Raw genomic sequence first — 16,692 nt, 5'->3', positions numbered from 1 at the left:
ATAAGTTTATTGCAACTTATGGGCCCTAGCTTGTACTGTTAATTCCTACTTTGTGAACCTTAAATAACTCCCTGAGCTAACATGGCATCAGCAACCTTTACGAAGCCAGCGATATTCGCGCCTTTAACATAGTTACAGTAGCCATCTTTCTCTTTGCCATATTGGATACAAGAATCATGAATATCTTCCATAATATCCTTCAATTTTTGGTCAACTTCTTCACGGGTCCAACTTATCCGTAGGGAGTTTTGAGACATTTCCAATCCGGATGTTGCAACGCCACCCGCGTTCGAAGCCTTTCCTGGGGCAAACAATATTTTCGCCTTTTCAAACTCATGGATCGCTTCTGGTGTTGATGGCATATTTGCCCCTTCAGCGACACAAATACATTTTCCTTTCAACAACTTTTTAGCATCGGCACCTCCCAATTCATTTTGAGTAGCACATGGTAGTGCTATATCACACTTCACCTCCCAAGGCGTTTTTCCTTTTACAAATTTTGCCGACTTATATTTCTTAGCGTATTCTGAGATTCGACCTCTTTTGTTATTTTTCAAATCCATAACATATGCCAATTTTTTGGCATCGATTCCATCGGTATCGACAACATAGCCTTGAGAATCGGAAAGTGTTAAGACTTTTGCCCCTAATTGCAATGCCTTTTCAGCGGCATACTGAGCAACGTTACCAGAACCAGAAATCACCACATTTTTACCTTCAAAACTTAAATCTCTTGTCTGAAGCATACTTTGTGCAAAATAAACCGTTCCATAACCGGTAGCTTCCGGCCGAATTAAGGAACCTCCCCAAGAACGTCCTTTACCGGTCAACACCCCGGTAAATTCATTTCTGATTTTTTTATACATGCCAAAAAGAAAACCGATTTCTCTAGCCCCCACACCAATATCTCCCGCAGGCACATCGGTATTCGGACCAATATGGCGACTTAATTCGGTCATAAAAGCATGGCAAAATCGCATCACCTCGTCGTCAGACTTTCCCTTAGGATCAAAATCAGAACCTCCTTTGCCACCACCCATGGGCAATGTGGTCAAACTATTCTTAAAGACTTGCTCAAAAGCCAAGAACTTCAAAATACTGGCATTTACAGAAGGGTGAAAACGAAGTCCCCCTTTATATGGGCCAATAGCAGAATTCATCTGAATTCTGTATCCACGGTTTACATGAATTTCTCCCTTGTCATCAACCCAAGAAACTCTAAAAGAGAGTAACCTTTCGGGTTCGACCATTCGTAGTAAGATGTTTTTACCACTATATATTTTCTTTCGGGCGATATACGGAATAACGGTTTCCGCTACCTCTTGTACTGCTTGAATGAACTCAGGTTCATGGCCATTTCTAAGCCTTACCTCGTCCATAAATCCATTGATTTTTGATTGCATTTTTGCGTCCATAAACTCTTAGGTAATACGTTATTTCCCTTCGACTTTGCTCAGGGAATGATTATTGAATTTAGAATTTAGCGGCAAAATTATGCTATTATTATAATTTTACCCCTATAATTTTAAAAATTTGATAAATAACTCAAGGTGCATTCCATCTTGCTATCCTATAGCCTGTTCCAAATCTGCAATCAAATCCGATTCATCTTCGATACCAACGCTCAAACGGATTAGCGAATCAACAACACCGCTCTTTTCACGTTCTTCCTTAGGAATACTTGCATGCGTCATACTTGCCGGGTGACCAGCTAAACTTTCAACACCACCTAAAGATTCAGCTAGCGTGAATATTTGAAGCTTCTCAACAATTTTTATGGCATCCTCATAGCTGCTTCCTGCTGGTATGAAGGAGATCATACCCCCGAAACCGCTCATTTGGCTTTTGGCAATATCATGGTTCGGGTGGTCTTCAAATCCGGGCCAATACACTTTTTCGATTTTTGGATGCTTGGCTAAATATTCGGCTATTGCCTTCCCATTTTCGCAATGGCGTTGCATTCTAACATGCAGTGTTTTAATACCGCGTAAGGTTAAAAAGCTATCCATAGGCCCGCATACTGCTCCACTTGCATTTTGAATAAAATAGAGCTTATCAGCTAAATCTTTGTCGTTTACTACCAAAGCTCCGACCACAACATCACTATGACCCCCTAAATACTTTGTGGCAGAATGCATCACAATATCGGCACCTAAATCTAAAGGTACTTGCAAATATGGAGTAGCAAACGTATTGTCAACTGCTAATAAGATATCGCGCTTCTTGGCCAATTGAGAAACTGCTTTGACATCTATGACATTCATCATTGGATTGGTCGGCGTTTCTACCCAAATCAGCTTGGTATTTTCGGTAAGGTGTTCTTCAAGACTACTGGCGTTTTGCATGCCGACAAAAGTGAATTTGATTCCAAACTTTTCAAAAACCTGTCGGAACAAACGGTAGCTTCCGCCATACAAATCGTTGGTGGAGACTACCTCATCTCCAGGATTCAACAACTTTATTACCGCATCAATTGCTGCAAGACCACTAGCAAAGGCCAAGCCGAACTTCCCATTCTCAATGCTTGCCAAAGCGTTTTCCAAAGCCGTTCGGGTTGGATTTGCACTTCGGGAATATTCATACCCTTTGTGACCTCCTGGGGTACTTTGTGCATAGGTTGATGTTTGGTAAATAGGAGGCATCACTGCCCCATATGCTGCATCGGGCTTTTGACCTCCATGGATAGCCTTACTATTGAATTTTAACTTTTTTTCGCTCATAAGAAGTAATTATTGGTACAAATGTATCGTTATCTTTGGAGGCATACAATCATGCCCCATTTTTAGCACCACCTAAATGAAGCCTAAACTTTACTATATTTTGGTATTTATCTTGCTCCTTGGTTGCCAAAATGAAACCAACCTTACATTTGAGTCTTTGGTTTTCGAGAACGAAACTTGTGCTGATTGTCCAGAAGTATCTATCGCAATTCCGAAAGCACTTGGTCTAACAAAAATTTCCAAAACCATAAATAACGCCTTAGAGGAAGAGTTGATTTCCTTGCTTTCCTTTGATGAGGAAATTGAAGTGAATTCTGTTGACGATGCGTTACAATCGTTTAAAAATGGGTATTTGGAATTGCAACAACTGTATGATGATGAGCCTACAGGTTGGGAAGCAACAATTGAAGGTTCAATATCATATGAGGATTCCAATTTTATAACTATTGCTCTAGATTCGTATCTCTTTACAGGTGGTGCACATGGCTACGCCTCGAAAAGATTCTTGAATTTTGACAAGAGAAAAGGAATTGAACTAGACAATTCAGCGCTATTTAAAAACGTCGCAGATTTTCGCACTTTTGCCGAAGAAATGTTCCGTCAAAAAGAAGACATCCCGAAAGATAAATCTATCAACTATACCGGTTTTATGTTCGAGCAAGACTCCTTTTATCTTCCCGAAAATATCGGGTTTACTCCAAAAGGATTAAAACTGCTTTACAATCCTTATGAAGTAGCTTCCTATGCTGACGGAGCAATTGAATTGCTTTTGCCACATCGAGAAGTAAAAAAATATTTGAATAAAAAGCCTTAAGTTTTAGATCGCTATAATTTGACTGCTTTTTGAAGCGCCAAAACGCTGCCCATATGCAGCCCTTCGTGAAATAGATTAAAGGCCATGGCATCCTCCAAATTTTTAAGCGTAATTCCTGCACTTGTCGGGTATTCTTTGAAATTTTGAAAAAGTTCATTTTCATAATCCTCAATTGTTGCTTCAATTGTAGAGAAAAGAAATCCTTTTACCATTTCTATTTCGCCATCTGTAGCTGTGCCATCTGGCACAGTTCCCTTCGTGAATTTAACCATCAACTCCTGAGGCATTTTATATTCAAGTCCACAGAGGCCGTATATCAGCCTTTGTTGTGTCACCGCGACATGCGCGATATTCCACCAAATGTTGTTGTTAAATCCCTCTGGTATCTTTAGCAATTCTGCTCGAGGCGTATTCTTTAAAATAACGTAGAAACCCTTTCGAATTTGCAGCGTCAGGTCTAATAGGTTTGTCATATAAAAAATCAATATATCTATTATTCTAGATATCTAAATATAATTAGTATCTTTGAATCGTGAAGATAGTGGAAATTAGTAAAGTATTGGCAAACCAAACCAGAGTACGTATTCTAAAGTGGTTGAAAGATCCTGAATCCAACTTTCCCCCACATCAAGATATTGATCATTTTGATGACGGCGTTTGTGTAGGGTATATTCAAGATAAAGCTGGCTTATCACAATCAACCATTTCAACCTATCTGACATCGATGCAGAATGCTGACCTTATTATACCTACCCGTCATGGCAAATGGACCTATTACAGGAGAAATGAAGAGGTCATTAAAAGCTATATCAAATCACTACAGCAAAATCTGTAATTTTTTTTAATTAAATCATATCGACATTTAGCGATATATAAATATAAAACTCATGAAAAGCGATCAAGAATGTGTATTGTCACAGTGCTATCCCAATCGAGAAAAAAAAAGTGATCAAATCTCAAGGTATGTTACAAAACTTATGAATTCATTTAAGATTTGCAATGCTGAAGAATTATCAAAAACAAAATAGGAACTTAAAAAGATAAAGACATGAAAACAATAGGATTAATAGGTGGCGTAAGCTGGGAATCATCAAAGGTTTATTATGAATATACAAATCGAATCATCAGAGATCGTTTGGGGGGGTCACATTCTGCAAAGAGCATGCTGAACACGGTTGATTTTGCCGAAATAGAAGAATTGACCTTCAAAGGTAACTGGGACGGAATAGGAGATATCATAGCAAATGAAGCTTCAAAGCTTGAGCAGTCAGGTGCAGAATTAATCTTAATTTGCAGTAATCTGATTCACATAGTTAGCGAGAGGGTTAAAGAAGCTACCTCCATTCCCTTTTTGCATATTGCCCACGCTACAGGTGCGGAAATAAAGAAAAAAAATCTGTGTAAAATTGCCTTGTTGGGAACCAAGTTCACTATGGAAAAAGACTTCTACTCAAAAATCCTAGAAGACGCATATGGGCTTGAAATTTTGATTCCAGAAAAGCAAGAAAGAGAACTGTTGAACGAAATAATTTATAAGGAGCTGGTAAGAGGTATATTTACTGAAGCGTCTAAACAACGCTGTATTGAAATTATTGAAAAACTAATGGTTGATGGTGCCGAAGGCGTAATTTTAGGTTGTACCGAACTTCCACTTTTAATTTCCAAATCTGACGTTTCCATACCGACCTTCGACACGGCAAGAATTCATGTAGAAAAGGCAATTGATTTTGCACTTGCAGATTGATTTTAAAAGTAAATGGGTTTCTTTGTAGGGAACTTAAAATTAAGTTAAGGTGCCTAAATTCAACTTTAATAACAAACTATTTTCGCTTGTAGAAAATTCGGAAAAGGGGAGTGCCACTGCAAAGACTATTTTTGAATATAAGCAGGAAGAAAGTTTGGTGACTGCAGACTATCATGGTGGCGGCATCAAATACGGAAAAATTATTGCTATACTTGAAAACGATGTGCTGCATATGCGCTATCAATGTGTGACAGACGATGGTGAACTAAAGGCAGGTAAAGCAATTGCTCAAGTAAGTTTAACAACACATGACAAACTCAGGCTGAAACTCAATTGGGAGTGGTTCGGCAAAGGCCACGAAAAAGGAGTTTCAGAATACATTGAAAATTAACATTGCTTCCCGCTAGCGTCCTTCCTGAACGAAGACGAAAGATGAGAACGAAAATAACACACTTCATTTATGCGAAAAATATACCATCTCAGTAGCTGTGACACCTGTCAGCGTATTATCAAAGAACTTCAACCCTTAGAAGGATTTGAACTTCAAGACATCAAATCTGAGGCGATGACCGAAAACCAAGTCGAAGAAATGAAAACCTTGACTGGCAGCTATGAAGCGCTATTTAGTAAAAGGGCACGCTTGTTTCGACAACAAGGCTGGCACGAAAAACAACTTTCAGAAGCAGATTTCAAAAAACTGATCTTAGCTCATTATACGTTTTTAAAAAGGCCGGTTATTTTTGTCAAGGACCAAATTTTCGTAGGAAATAGTAAAAAGGTCGTAGAGGCGGCCAAAGCGGCCATTCACTCTTGAGCAAACGTACACTAGCCATACTCGCCGCCATCGGTGCCACAACCATTTACGCGCTGAACCATACGATCGCCAAAGGAGTTATGCCCGAATATATACAACCCTACGGACTTGTCATGCTTCGAGTTATAGGGGCGTCTATTTTATTTTGGTTGGCATCTTTTTTAGGCCCCAATGAAAAAATCGAAAAAAAAGATTACCGCCGCATCGTAATTTGTGCGGTGTTTGGCATGGGTATCAATATGCTAGCTTTTTTTAAGGGATTGGCCCTATCTACCCCCATCAACAGTGCTGTCATTATAACCTTAACCCCAATATTCGTGCTCATTCTATCCGTAATCTTTATCAAGGAAAAAATTACCATACGAAAAATAATAGGCATTTTAGTAGGCCTTGCTGGAGCACTTGGGCTTATCGTATTTGGTAATGAAATACGACAAGACGCCCCAAATGTTCCACTGGGTAATATGTATATTATCTTAAATGCGCTCTTCTACGGAACCTATTTGATTCTCGCTAAAATATTGATCGAAAAGTATCACCCCTTCACATTTATGAAATGGTTATTTTCTTTGGGAATTTTAATTTGCCTCCCTTTTGGATATTCAGATTTGCTCGCAGTACATTGGCAAGACCTACCTTTTGAGGCAATTTGGAAAATTGCCTTTGTCATTCTCGGAACTACATTTTGCACCTACCTTTTCAACATTTTTGCATTGACACAATTGAAGGCTTCAACGGTTAGTGCGTTTGTTTATGTACAACCTCTAATCGGTATACTTTACGCCGTGGCAACGGGTCAAGATACCCTTACCACTGTTAAGATTTTGGCTGCTTGTTTGGTTTTATTGGGCGTTTATTTGGCGAGCCGAAGAGCACCCCAACCCGCAAAGAGCGAGAACTAATATTACTTTCACAGCGTATTCGCAATTTTAGATTTCAAATAGAGACAACTGTTTCCTTTGAGGTGCTTTTGCGTACCCAAAAATACTACGCCCGCCATATTTGTGAGATTCCTCATTTTCTTTTTTTACCAAGGCGTCGAAATTCGTATTAGGTATAAAACCCTGTTCCGCCTTTTGTGCTAAATCAGTCAACTTTTTGAGCGCTTTAAGTTTATCTGTATTTCCAATTCGTGCTCTGTGCACTGCATCGCTAAGGGTATTGATAGTTTCGTCATACACTTTGGTAGGAACCGGAAAGGGAGTAGCATCTTTGCCCCCATGTGCAAAGGCGAACCTTGCTGGGTCTTTAAAACGTGATGGTGTACCATGAATGATCTCACTGACCAATGTTAATGATTGCAAGGTTCTTGGTCCAAGGCCTTTTAGCAACAATAAATCTTCAAACTTTTGGGTCTCATTTTCTTGGGCCAACCAAAGAATGCTTCCTAGCCTCTTCATATCTACATCTTTGGGTTTGATATGATGATAAACGGGGACCAACAGACGTGGGAGTTCTTTTAAAATTTTATCAGGATGTTCTTTGGCAATAGCTAGGATACCTTGCTTAGTGGGCAATGCATTTGTGTGAACCAGATTTAATATTGCACCTTGGTTTTTCCCACAAACAGCTGTATGCGGTTCTTCTACAAATGATTTTAGATTTTCAGAGTGCCAATGATACCGTCGCGCCATACCATTGGAATGGTGCATGCCCTGCTGAACTACAGACCATCGGCCCGTATCGCTAACAATGAAATTGTGTAAGTAGATACTGTATCCATCTTGCAGCGCAGTATTATCAACCTTAGCACTTAGCTTGCTGCATTTGGCTAGGTACTTACCATCAAGCCCTGTATGATATCCTACTTCTAATAATTCCTTGGGGGTTTGCAATGAACTTTTACCCTTACCTCCACATACGTAAAGCCCCAAGGATCTAGAGACCGGATTCAAAGACTGTTTGAGCACATTCATAACAGTCGTAGTTACTCCAGAAGAATTCCAATCCATTCCAATAACAGAGCCAAAACTTTGAAACCAGAATGGATCTGACAAACGCTCTAAAAAGTCTTCTTTACCCTTATGCTCAATAATAGCTTCTACCACGGGAAGGGCAAGTTGTTTCATACGATTAAAGAGCCAAGGGGGCACTGCTCCACCGTGCAACAATAAATCAGCGGTGCCTGAACGTTTCATTTAATATCTATTTTTGGAATTTATCCAAATATATGGATTTTTTCCATAGAGACCTATATGGAGGTAGCAGATTGCGTTCTAATAATCAGGAAGGCATCAAGGTGGTCTTAGTTTAAAAATTTGCTATGCGTGCATAATAATTTAAAAATCCGTAGTTTTGAAAACAGGCTCAATCTGCCTAACTTTTTATTCCTATTTTTAGCATTCGCAAAAACTGTATTTATGAGCAACAAACCTTCCTTTATTAAAGACCTATCCTTACCAGCAATTGCTGCACCAATGTTTCTAATTTCAGGGCCTAAGTTGGTAATCGAATGTTGTAAAAACGGAATCGTCGGAACCTTTCCGGCGCTTAATCAAAGAACTAGTGAAGGCTTTGAAGAATGGCTTGTTGAAATCAAAACCGAGCTTCAAAAATTTGAAGAGGAAACGGGTAAAAAGGCAGCTCCTTTTGGGGTAAATCTCATTGTGCATCCCACCAATCCTAGATTGGAAGCCGATATTAAATTGTGTGTCAAACATCAAGTACCCATTATTATTACCTCTCTGGGGGCAGTATCGATGGTAGTAGACGCCATTCATAGTTATGGCGGATTGGTTTTTCACGATATCATCAAAAAACGACATGCAGAAAAAGCAGCAGAAGCTGGAGTCGATGGATTAATTTTAGTAGCTGCTGGTGCAGGTGGTCATGCTGGCACCATCAACCCGATGACCTTAGTTGCTGAAATCAAGAAATTCTTTCATAAAACCATCATTCTTTCCGGATGTATTAGTACAGGTCGTGATATCGCTTCAGCCTTACAAATGGGTGCTGATTTAGCCTATATGGGCACCCGTTTTATTAATACAGATGAAGGCAAAGCTCCCGAAGAATATAAGAAAATGATTGTTGATGCCGGGGCAAGTGATGTGGTCTATACTGCTGCTATCTCAGGGGTACATGCCAATTTCTTAGGAGCAAGCCTGAAGGCTGCCGGACTTACAGAAGAAGACCTGAAAAAAGATACGAAGATTGACTTTGGAAAAGAACTCGATACCGAAGCAAAGGCTTGGAAAACCATTTGGTCAGCAGGTCAAGGTTCAGCGCTGATCGAAGACTCTGTTCCTGTTACTGCGTTGGTTGATTCGTTGAAAGCTGAGTTTAAATCTGCAGTGGAAGAACAGATTAAAGTTTTAGAGATCTATCCGAAATAATCTTTAAATGCATACCCCGTAACTAATGTATGTAAAAAGAAATATCAGTTGGAGTGTTATTCTTAGATTCGCTTGGAAAAACCTTGTGTTTTTTACCCTCTATGCGGCTACTATTTTTTCTGCATACTATTTCTTGGGATGGAAGCACATTGATATACCCTTCCAACCCTTGAGTGTAATTGGTATTGCAGTGGCTTTTTATATAGGATTTAAGAACAGCCAGAGTTACGATCGTTTTTGGGAAGGAAGAAAAATATGGGGTGGTATTGTCAACTATTCTAGAACATGGGCAAACAACGTATTAAGTTTCGTAAATGACGATAAGGAAATACAGCGTATTTTGATATACCGGCATCTGGCATGGATCAATGCTTTGCGCGTGCAGCTGCGACAGCCGTCAAGTTTCTCCATCAAGGAAAATAGAGCAGTAGAAAAATTATTTGATCGCCATGGAGAACGGAATCCTGTCTGTGCAGGATTAGATGCTTTTTTAAGTCCGGAGGAGGATGCAGATTTAGAAAATCGAAAAAATGTGGCGACGCATTTAATTAAGAATCAAGGACAACACCTCAAACAACTTTTGAGTGATGGAAAGATATCAGAATTTGACAAACAGGTTTTTCATGGCAATTTAGAAGAACTTTACAATTTACAAGGAAGATGTGAACGCATCAAAAACACACCTTTCCCCAGGCAATATGCCTATTTTAGCACCGTATTTACATGGATATTTGTGTTGTTACTTCCATTTGGACTGCTATCTGTTTTTGAGTCTGAATTCAAGGAAATACGCTCCTTAGCACAGCAAGAAGTCTTTCTTACCCTTATGATTCCATTTTCAGTTCTCCTTTCATGGATTTTTGTCACCATGGAAAAAGTGGGAAGCAATAGTGAAGACCCTTTTGAAGGTCGAATCAATGATGTGCCTATGACTGCACTATGTCGAACTATTGAAATTGATTTGCGAGACATGTTAAACGAAGGAAACTTGCCCGAAAAGATTAAACCACAGGATAATATTCTTTATTAATGCCCATTACCACTTCCTCTTATAATCCGCCATTTTTATTCAAAAACGGGCATTTTTCCACAATTTATGCCGGAATATGGAGAAAAATAGCTGATTTTGATCAAAAACGGGAAAGAATCGAATTGGCCGACGGAGATTTTATAGATCTCGATTGGAGCTTTTCAAAAACTCCGACACAAAAGGTAGTCATTCTTATTCATGGTCTAGAAGGCAATGCCCAACGTGCTTATATCGTTGGAAGTGCCCAACAACTCAATCGAAATGGATATGATGTATGTGCCATCAATCTTCGAACATGTAGTGGAGAATCCAATCGATTGTATCGGTCTTATCATTCAGGAGCAACTGAAGACTTGGATGCCGTCATTCAACATATACTTGCAAACAAAAGTCATGTCGCAATATTTATAAAGGGTTTTAGTCTAGGTGGAAATCTGACCTTGAAATATTTAGGCGAAGACAGAGCCATCCCGAAAGAAGTCAAAGCCGGTATGGCCGTTTCGGTTCCTTGCAGTTTGTACAGTTCGTGCAAGGAATTGTTGAAATCAAAAAATATTCCTTACGCTATCAGATTTAAAAAGAATTTGGTGGAAAAATTGAAGCAGAAACAAAAACTATTCCCTGAAAAAATATCGGATGCGGATATCAAAAAGGTGATTACCCTCAAAGATTTTGACGACATCTATACAAGTCGCGCACATGGTTTTAAAGATGCATTGGATTATTACGAACAGTGTAGTTGTCTACAATTTTTACCAGAAATCAATACTCCAGCTTTGATCCTAAACGCTAGGAATGATTCTTTTTTGGGTCCCGAATGCTTCCCAGTCAAGGAAGCTGAACAAAACGATAATCTCTTCTTGGAAATTTCAAAATATGGTGGTCATGTAGGCTATTATGGTTCAAAGAATATCACGTACAATGAGAAAAGAGTGATAAAATTCTTTGAGGAAGTACATTAATTTTAGCTATTCCTTATCTTAGTGGCTTAATCGTAATAGATGTTGCATATGGTGCAGCATAAAATTCATCATAAATGAAAAAATTAGTAAGCATATTGGCGATTGGCGCAATGATTGCCAGCTGTGGCGAAAAAAAAGAAGAAAAAAAAGACGGTTTTGAAATGAACCGAACCAAAAAAGAGGTCAAAGCAGAAACTACGACCGAGGGAGTACCGGTAGATATGGATAATGATGGGGTGGGTCCATTTGAAGATGTTACTTTTTCTGAGGAAATTGACACAGAATTGGCCGCTGCAGGCGAAGCAAAATTCAGTGCTATTTGTACCGCTTGTCATATGGCAGAGCAACGCATGATAGGTCCCGCTTTAAAAGGTGTCTATGAAAGAAGGAGTCCAGCATGGGTAATGAACATGATTGCCAACCCCGATGGCATGCTAAAAGAAGACCCTATAGCAAAAGCGCTATTGAAAGAGTACAATAACGCGATTATGTTGAATCAGAATCTTTCCGAGGATGAAACCAAAGCCGTAGCTGAATATTTGCGTACGCTGTAACGACTTAGTGAACAATATCAAATATGCCGCAATCTTGAGTCAAGTATTGCGGCATTATTTTTAAGACCACTATATGAAGATCCGCATCGTTTGCATTATAACCTAAATTACCATCCTCTCATGCAAACAGGAAACTCTTGAATTTAAATTTGAGAAAAACGGGGTTTCTTTCATGAGTCTGGTCGGCTATAATAGCAATAATGAAGAGGATGTTGACGGCTCGGGTTATTATGCCTCAGTCGAAAAAGATGGTTTTGATTCCAATGGTCTTATTTCGATTTCATGGGTAAATGGAAATCTTGAACTTCGGGAGTATTTAAAACTTTATCAAGATGCATTGCGAAATACAATTATTTGCAAGAATTCAAATCTTAATTTTGAGCCTATAGCAGCAACTGAATTCAATTTCATAAATTCAAAGGCCTCGAAGTTCAACGCTAGTTTTTTAGGAATCAAGCATCAAGGCATTTTGCATACCTTTCATGGCAAGAATAAAACGTTTGCTATTCTTAAGCAAGAAGGTATATCAAAATAAAAGCCTGGCTTCGATATCATAGAGAAAAGTTTCGTTGCCAAGTAACACTTTAGTGGGTAAAACGTTTAAAAAATAAGACGCCATTCAGGGGCCATTGATAAAGCGGCGAACAAACATTGCAATAAAAAACACGAAATTATCTCTTACAATTAGTGTCATTCGATAAAACCAGTGCATGAAAATACTGACTAAAGGAAAGTACTACGGAGAAAAAAAACTTGAGCTCGATAATAAAGGAGTTGTGCTGTCGGAATATGATTATCGAATACCTCAAACCGATTGGCACTATCACGAAAACCCCTATTTCATGTATATAATTGAGGGGAATCTTTATGACATAAATAGAAAAGGAAAAACGAATTGCCCTGCCGGTAGTTTATTACTTCACAATTGGAACGAAACGCATTATAATGCTAAAGCCTCTGAGTTTGCAAGGGGTTTTCATATAGAGTTTGAAAGGAACTGGTATGATCAAAAGAAACTAGATGTTGATCTTTGGGAAGGAAGCCAACGCATTGTAAACCCAGCAATGCATCATCTTTTAGGCAAAATTTACTACGAATTCAAATGTCAGGATCAATACGCTGCGGTTTCCATTGATCTGCTTTTACTGCAACTTTGCGAAACTTCTCAATTGTCACAGCAGTCAAAGCATTTCAACATGCCTTCATGGGTTTCTAGGCTCAAGGAAATTTTGCATGATGATACTATTGAAATCTTAAACCTTCAATTTCTTTCTGATGAACTGGGTGTTCATCCTGTTCATATTTCAAGAGCCATTCCCAAGTATTTTTCAACGACCTTAGGAAGCTACATGCGTCAACAAAAAATCCAAAAAGCACTACCTCTTCTTTTTGATTCCAGCAAATCTCTAGGTGAAATAGCCTATTTATGCGGATTCGCCGATCAAAGCCACTTTACTAGAACCTTTAAATTATACCTCGGGGCTAAGCCCAAGGATTTTAGATTGCTTTTGTAATGTTAATTTCGTTCTATTTTGCAGATTTTCTTTGGTTTACATTTGACATCATCATAAAACGAAACAATCATGTACAAAACCATCAACATACTATTATTTCTTTTTTTTGTAGCACATAGTAGCTCTGCGCAGCTAGATTTCTCTTTGGAGAACCCGATATCCAATACACTGCTTACAGATATGGATGCAGAAGTTGAAAAAGGAACCTACGAGAACATCACCAGTATTCTTATCGCCAAAGACGGAAAGTTGCTTTTCGAAAAGTACTATAATGATGCTGATAAGAATTCAAAACATAACACCCGTTCGGCTACCAAAACCATTGCTACTTTAGTTACCGGAATTGCTATTGATAAAGGGTATATAAAAACTGAAAAAGATAAAGTCTTCACCTATTTAAAACATAAAATGCCCGTCCAAAACCCTGATCCGCGCAAGGAAGATATTACCATAGAAGATTTGCTAACTATGAGTTCTATTTTGGAGTGTGATGATAATAACAGCTTTTCTAGAGGCAATGAGGAGCGCATGTATATTATAGAAGACTGGGCAAAGTTTTTGGTCGATCTACCCGTAAAATCATACCCATTTGGACCGAAGCCGCAGGAGCTACCCTACGGCAGGGCAATGAGTTATTGTTCGGCCGGATCTGCTGCAGTTGCTGAGATAGTGCAGTCGGCAATTGGAGGTAAAGTCGACGAATTTTTAAAAAAGAATCTATTAGAACCCTTAGAAATCATAGATTATAAACTCCATTATACACCAACTGGCACATTGAATACTGCTGGCGGCAGTGAATATCGAAGTCGTGATTTTCTAAAAATTATCCAGATGTGTCTTCAAAACGGTACATGGAATGGTGAGCAACTTATTTCTTCCAAGTGGCTTCAAAAAGCGACCGCTCCAAAGGTGAATGCATGGCCAGATATGGATTATGGTTATTTATTCTGGCTTCGAAAATATGGAAAAGATAAGGGAGTGCAATGCTACGCAATGGCCGGCAACGGAGGAAATAAGGTAATGGCCTTCCCTGACCTTAATCTAACTGTGGTTCTTACGGCAACGAATTACAACAATAGAAATGCACATAACTACACTGATGAGCTTTTAAATAAATACATTATCCCTGTATTTCAGAAGTAAGTTGTGAAATCGCGGGTGCTTTATTAAAATTAACATCCCCAGACAAAATTTTAACAAAATTTTATCCTCTTTCCAGCGAGCTCAACGTCTTTATAATAAACAGACCTAAAACTCAGTCTATTATGAAAGATGTACAGATTACGTTGCGAAACAAGGATCAAATAGAGAATAAAAATGACAGATTTCTAAAACGAATTTCGTTACGATACTGGGTTGGATGGGGAGGCGGTTATAGTGGTTCCAAAAAGAAATCGTAACTAAGACTATAATTCCCAAATATTAAAGGGCCTTGTAATTTCAGATTCTCCATCCTTTTTCACCTTATCTGCAACTACCTTATAGGTAGGATCTTCAAGCACATTGACATCTATAATTTCATCCGCATTTTTAAGTAGCCGAATACAATCTTTACTTAAATGTTTTAAATGGATTTTCTTCTTAGCTTTCGCATAGCGTTCCGTCAATTTATTCAACGCCTCGATGCCTGACATATCGGCCACACGACTTTCTTGAAAATCGATAATGACTTCTTCAGGATCGTTTTGTATATCAAACTTCTCAGCGAAGGCAGTAGTTGAGCCAAAGAACAAAGGACCATAAATTTCGTAGTGTTTTACGCCATTCTCATCAACATACTTTCTGGCCCGAATGCGCTTGGCGTTTTCCCAAGAATACGCCAGTGCTGAAATGATAACACCCAATAAAACGGCAATCGCCAGGTTGTGAGTGATAGCCGTTATCAACGTAACCAAGACCATCACAATAACATCGGAGTTGGGCATTTTTCTAAAAGTTTTAAAACTTGCCCACTCAAAAGTTCCTATGGCGACCATAAACATCAAGCCAACAAGGGCTGCCATAGGCAAACGCTCGATTAAACTTGAACCGAACATGATAAAAACGAGTAGCATAACGGCTGCTGTAATTCCTGATAAGCGTGCACGAGCACCAGAAGAAGTATTAATCAAACTCTGCCCTATCATAGCGCAACCACCCATACCCGACAAGAATCCTGACAAGATATTTGCAGTACCTTGCGCCACGCATTCCTTGTTGCCACTACCTCTGGTTTCGGTAATCTCATCGATGATATTCAACGTCAGCAAACTCTCGATTAATCCCACTCCAGCAACAATTGCCGCATAGGGAAGAATTATCCAAAGTGATTCTAGGGTATATGGAATCTGTGGGATGGATATTGGCGGAAATCCTCCCTTTATAGATTCTCCAGCGTTCATGGTATCTGCAACGGTCAAGGTATCTACTCCGAACCCAATTACAATTGCAGAAACCACTACAATAGCTACCAAAGAAGAGGGAACAGCTTTGGTTAATTTAGGAAGTCCCCAGATGATAAGCATGGTCAATAGCGTCAATCCAAGCATAATCATAAAAGGAGTTGTACTCAATAAGGTATCCGTTCCTTTTTGGTAAAAATTAGGAAACTGCGCCATAAAAATAATAATGGCCAAACCGTTTACAAATCCGAACATCACAGGGTGGGGCACCAAGCGAATAAACTTCCCTAATCGCAAGAGTCCGGCCCCTATTTGCAGCACACCAGCAATGATAACCGTGGCAAAAACGTAATTCAAAATCGTTTCTGGTTCTATTCCTGGAAAATTGCGCTTTAGTTCGAGGATCAATCCCACAAAAATTACGGCAACCGCTCCGGTTGCTCCTGAAATCATTCCTGGTCGGCCTCCGAGTATCGAAGTTACCAAGGCCAAAACAAAAGCAGCATATAATCCTGTAAGGGGTGAAAACCCGGGAATCAATGCAAAAGCAATAGCCTCGGGTACTAAGGCCAGTGCTACCGTCAAGCCTGAAAGGATTTCTGTTTTGTAGTCTACTTTCTGCTTAAAATCAAAAAGGTTCAGATACTTTTTCATGGGTCGCGAAATTAAGCTGGCAAAAATACGGCTTATTGTCTTCTTAGCGAATCTCTTACGCGAAAAATTCGAAATGCTGTATTTGGAATAATTAAATGTAGGAATACATGCTACTCATAGGATTCATGCGAATTAGATTCATTAAAACATGCGAGTTATACCTATTCCTT

Annotated in this window: 19 protein-coding genes; 14 read left to right on the top strand and 5 right to left on the bottom strand. The window is 39.1% G+C overall.

The genetic code is table 11. The features are described from left to right. Positions 1–59 precede the first annotated feature (59 nt). Together gdhA and ABJN95_RS07015 are read right to left on the bottom strand one after the other, a co-directional pair. Positions 60–1,403 (bottom strand): NADP-specific glutamate dehydrogenase, encoded by a 1,344-nt coding sequence (gdhA, locus tag ABJN95_RS07020; protein ID WP_348370075.1) that lies wholly within the window; start codon positions 1,401–1,403, stop codon positions 60–62. Between the two features lie 162 nt (positions 1,404–1,565). Further along, a complete protein-coding gene (locus ABJN95_RS07015; RefSeq protein WP_348369646.1) occupies positions 1,566–2,720 on the bottom strand; it encodes a cystathionine gamma-synthase in 1,155 nt (384 codons plus the stop codon). Positions 2,721–2,796: 76 nt separating this feature from the next. On the opposite strand from ABJN95_RS07015, the gene ABJN95_RS07010 reads away from it, so the two are divergent. After that, the gene (locus ABJN95_RS07010; RefSeq protein ID WP_348369645.1) at positions 2,797–3,534 is read left to right on the top strand and encodes a DUF3298 domain-containing protein; all 738 of its coding nucleotides are present in this window, start codon (positions 2,797–2,799) and stop codon (positions 3,532–3,534) included. An 11-nt stretch (positions 3,535–3,545) separates the two neighbouring features. On the opposite strand, the gene ABJN95_RS07005 is transcribed toward ABJN95_RS07010, so the two are convergent. Then, positions 3,546–4,007, bottom strand: a complete 462-nt coding sequence (locus tag ABJN95_RS07005) for a DinB family protein (RefSeq protein ID WP_348369644.1) — start codon at positions 4,005–4,007, stop codon at positions 3,546–3,548. Between the two features lie 68 nt (positions 4,008–4,075). On the opposite strand from ABJN95_RS07005, the gene ABJN95_RS07000 reads away from it, so the two are divergent. The 5 genes from ABJN95_RS07000 (at position 4,076) to ABJN95_RS06980 (ending at position 6,994) form a co-directional block, all read left to right on the top strand. Beyond that, positions 4,076–4,369, top strand: a complete 294-nt coding sequence (locus ABJN95_RS07000) for a metalloregulator ArsR/SmtB family transcription factor (protein ID WP_348369642.1) — start codon at positions 4,076–4,078, stop codon at positions 4,367–4,369. Positions 4,370–4,582: 213 nt separating this feature from the next. After that, entirely contained in the window at positions 4,583–5,278 is a 696-nt protein-coding gene (locus tag ABJN95_RS06995) for an aspartate/glutamate racemase family protein (protein ID WP_348369640.1), read from the top strand. Between the two features lie 49 nt (positions 5,279–5,327). Beyond that, entirely contained in the window at positions 5,328–5,669 is a 342-nt protein-coding gene (locus ABJN95_RS06990) for a hypothetical protein (protein ID WP_348369638.1), read from the top strand. Positions 5,670–5,738: 69 nt separating this feature from the next. Further along, the gene (locus ABJN95_RS06985) at positions 5,739–6,092 is read left to right on the top strand and encodes an ArsC/Spx/MgsR family protein (protein ID WP_348369636.1); all 354 of its coding nucleotides are present in this window, start codon (positions 5,739–5,741) and stop codon (positions 6,090–6,092) included. Next, positions 6,089–6,994: a DMT family transporter gene (locus ABJN95_RS06980; protein ID WP_348369634.1), complete on the top strand. Its 906-nt coding sequence runs from the start codon at positions 6,089–6,091 to the stop codon at positions 6,992–6,994. The genes ABJN95_RS06985 and ABJN95_RS06980 overlap by 4 nt, the downstream gene beginning before the upstream one ends. Before the next feature lie 27 nt (positions 6,995–7,021). Here the strand turns inward: ABJN95_RS06980 and ABJN95_RS06975 are convergent, their stop codons facing one another. Further along, positions 7,022–8,230 (bottom strand): DUF763 domain-containing protein, encoded by a 1,209-nt coding sequence (locus tag ABJN95_RS06975; protein WP_348369632.1) that lies wholly within the window; start codon positions 8,228–8,230, stop codon positions 7,022–7,024. A 222-nt stretch (positions 8,231–8,452) separates the two neighbouring features. On the opposite strand from ABJN95_RS06975, the gene ABJN95_RS06970 reads away from it, so the two are divergent. The 8 genes from ABJN95_RS06970 (at position 8,453) to ABJN95_RS06935 (ending at position 14,887) form a co-directional block, all read left to right on the top strand. After that, positions 8,453–9,427, top strand: a complete 975-nt coding sequence (locus ABJN95_RS06970; protein ID WP_348369630.1) for a nitronate monooxygenase family protein — start codon at positions 8,453–8,455, stop codon at positions 9,425–9,427. Between the two features lie 25 nt (positions 9,428–9,452). Then, positions 9,453–10,457, top strand: a complete 1,005-nt coding sequence (locus ABJN95_RS06965) for a bestrophin family ion channel (protein ID WP_348369628.1) — start codon at positions 9,453–9,455, stop codon at positions 10,455–10,457. Beyond that, complete coding sequence (locus tag ABJN95_RS06960; RefSeq protein WP_348369626.1) at positions 10,457–11,419, top strand: alpha/beta fold hydrolase; 963 nt, start codon at positions 10,457–10,459, stop codon at positions 11,417–11,419. The genes ABJN95_RS06965 and ABJN95_RS06960 overlap by 1 nt, the downstream gene beginning before the upstream one ends. Positions 11,420–11,493: 74 nt before the next feature. Then, complete coding sequence (locus ABJN95_RS06955; protein ID WP_348369624.1) at positions 11,494–11,973, top strand: cytochrome c; 480 nt, start codon at positions 11,494–11,496, stop codon at positions 11,971–11,973. Between the two features lie 172 nt (positions 11,974–12,145). Continuing rightward, positions 12,146–12,508 carry a hypothetical protein gene (locus ABJN95_RS06950; RefSeq protein WP_348369622.1) on the top strand — a complete coding sequence of 121 codons (363 nt, stop codon included), beginning with the start codon at positions 12,146–12,148 and terminating at the stop codon, positions 12,506–12,508. A gap of 175 nt (positions 12,509–12,683) precedes the next feature. After that, a complete protein-coding gene (locus ABJN95_RS06945) occupies positions 12,684–13,487 on the top strand; it encodes a helix-turn-helix transcriptional regulator (protein WP_348369620.1) in 804 nt (267 codons plus the stop codon). Positions 13,488–13,556: 69 nt separating this feature from the next. After that, entirely contained in the window at positions 13,557–14,630 is a 1,074-nt protein-coding gene (locus tag ABJN95_RS06940; protein ID WP_348369618.1) for a serine hydrolase, read from the top strand. 122 nt (positions 14,631–14,752) lie between these two features. Beyond that, the gene (locus tag ABJN95_RS06935; protein WP_348369616.1) at positions 14,753–14,887 is read left to right on the top strand and encodes a hypothetical protein; all 135 of its coding nucleotides are present in this window, start codon (positions 14,753–14,755) and stop codon (positions 14,885–14,887) included. 6 nt (positions 14,888–14,893) lie between these two features. Here ABJN95_RS06935 and ABJN95_RS06930 read toward each other — a convergent pair whose 3' ends face one another. Further along, entirely contained in the window at positions 14,894–16,522 is a 1,629-nt protein-coding gene (locus tag ABJN95_RS06930; protein WP_348369614.1) for a SulP family inorganic anion transporter, read from the bottom strand. Positions 16,523–16,692: the final 170 nt, after the last annotated feature.

This window comes from Maribacter sp., from assembly GCF_039974175.1.
GTDB lineage: Bacteria > Bacteroidota > Bacteroidia > Flavobacteriales > Flavobacteriaceae > Maribacter_C.
Note: the sequence above shows the minus strand (reverse complement) of the source record. Positions and strands in the feature narration are given on the sequence as shown.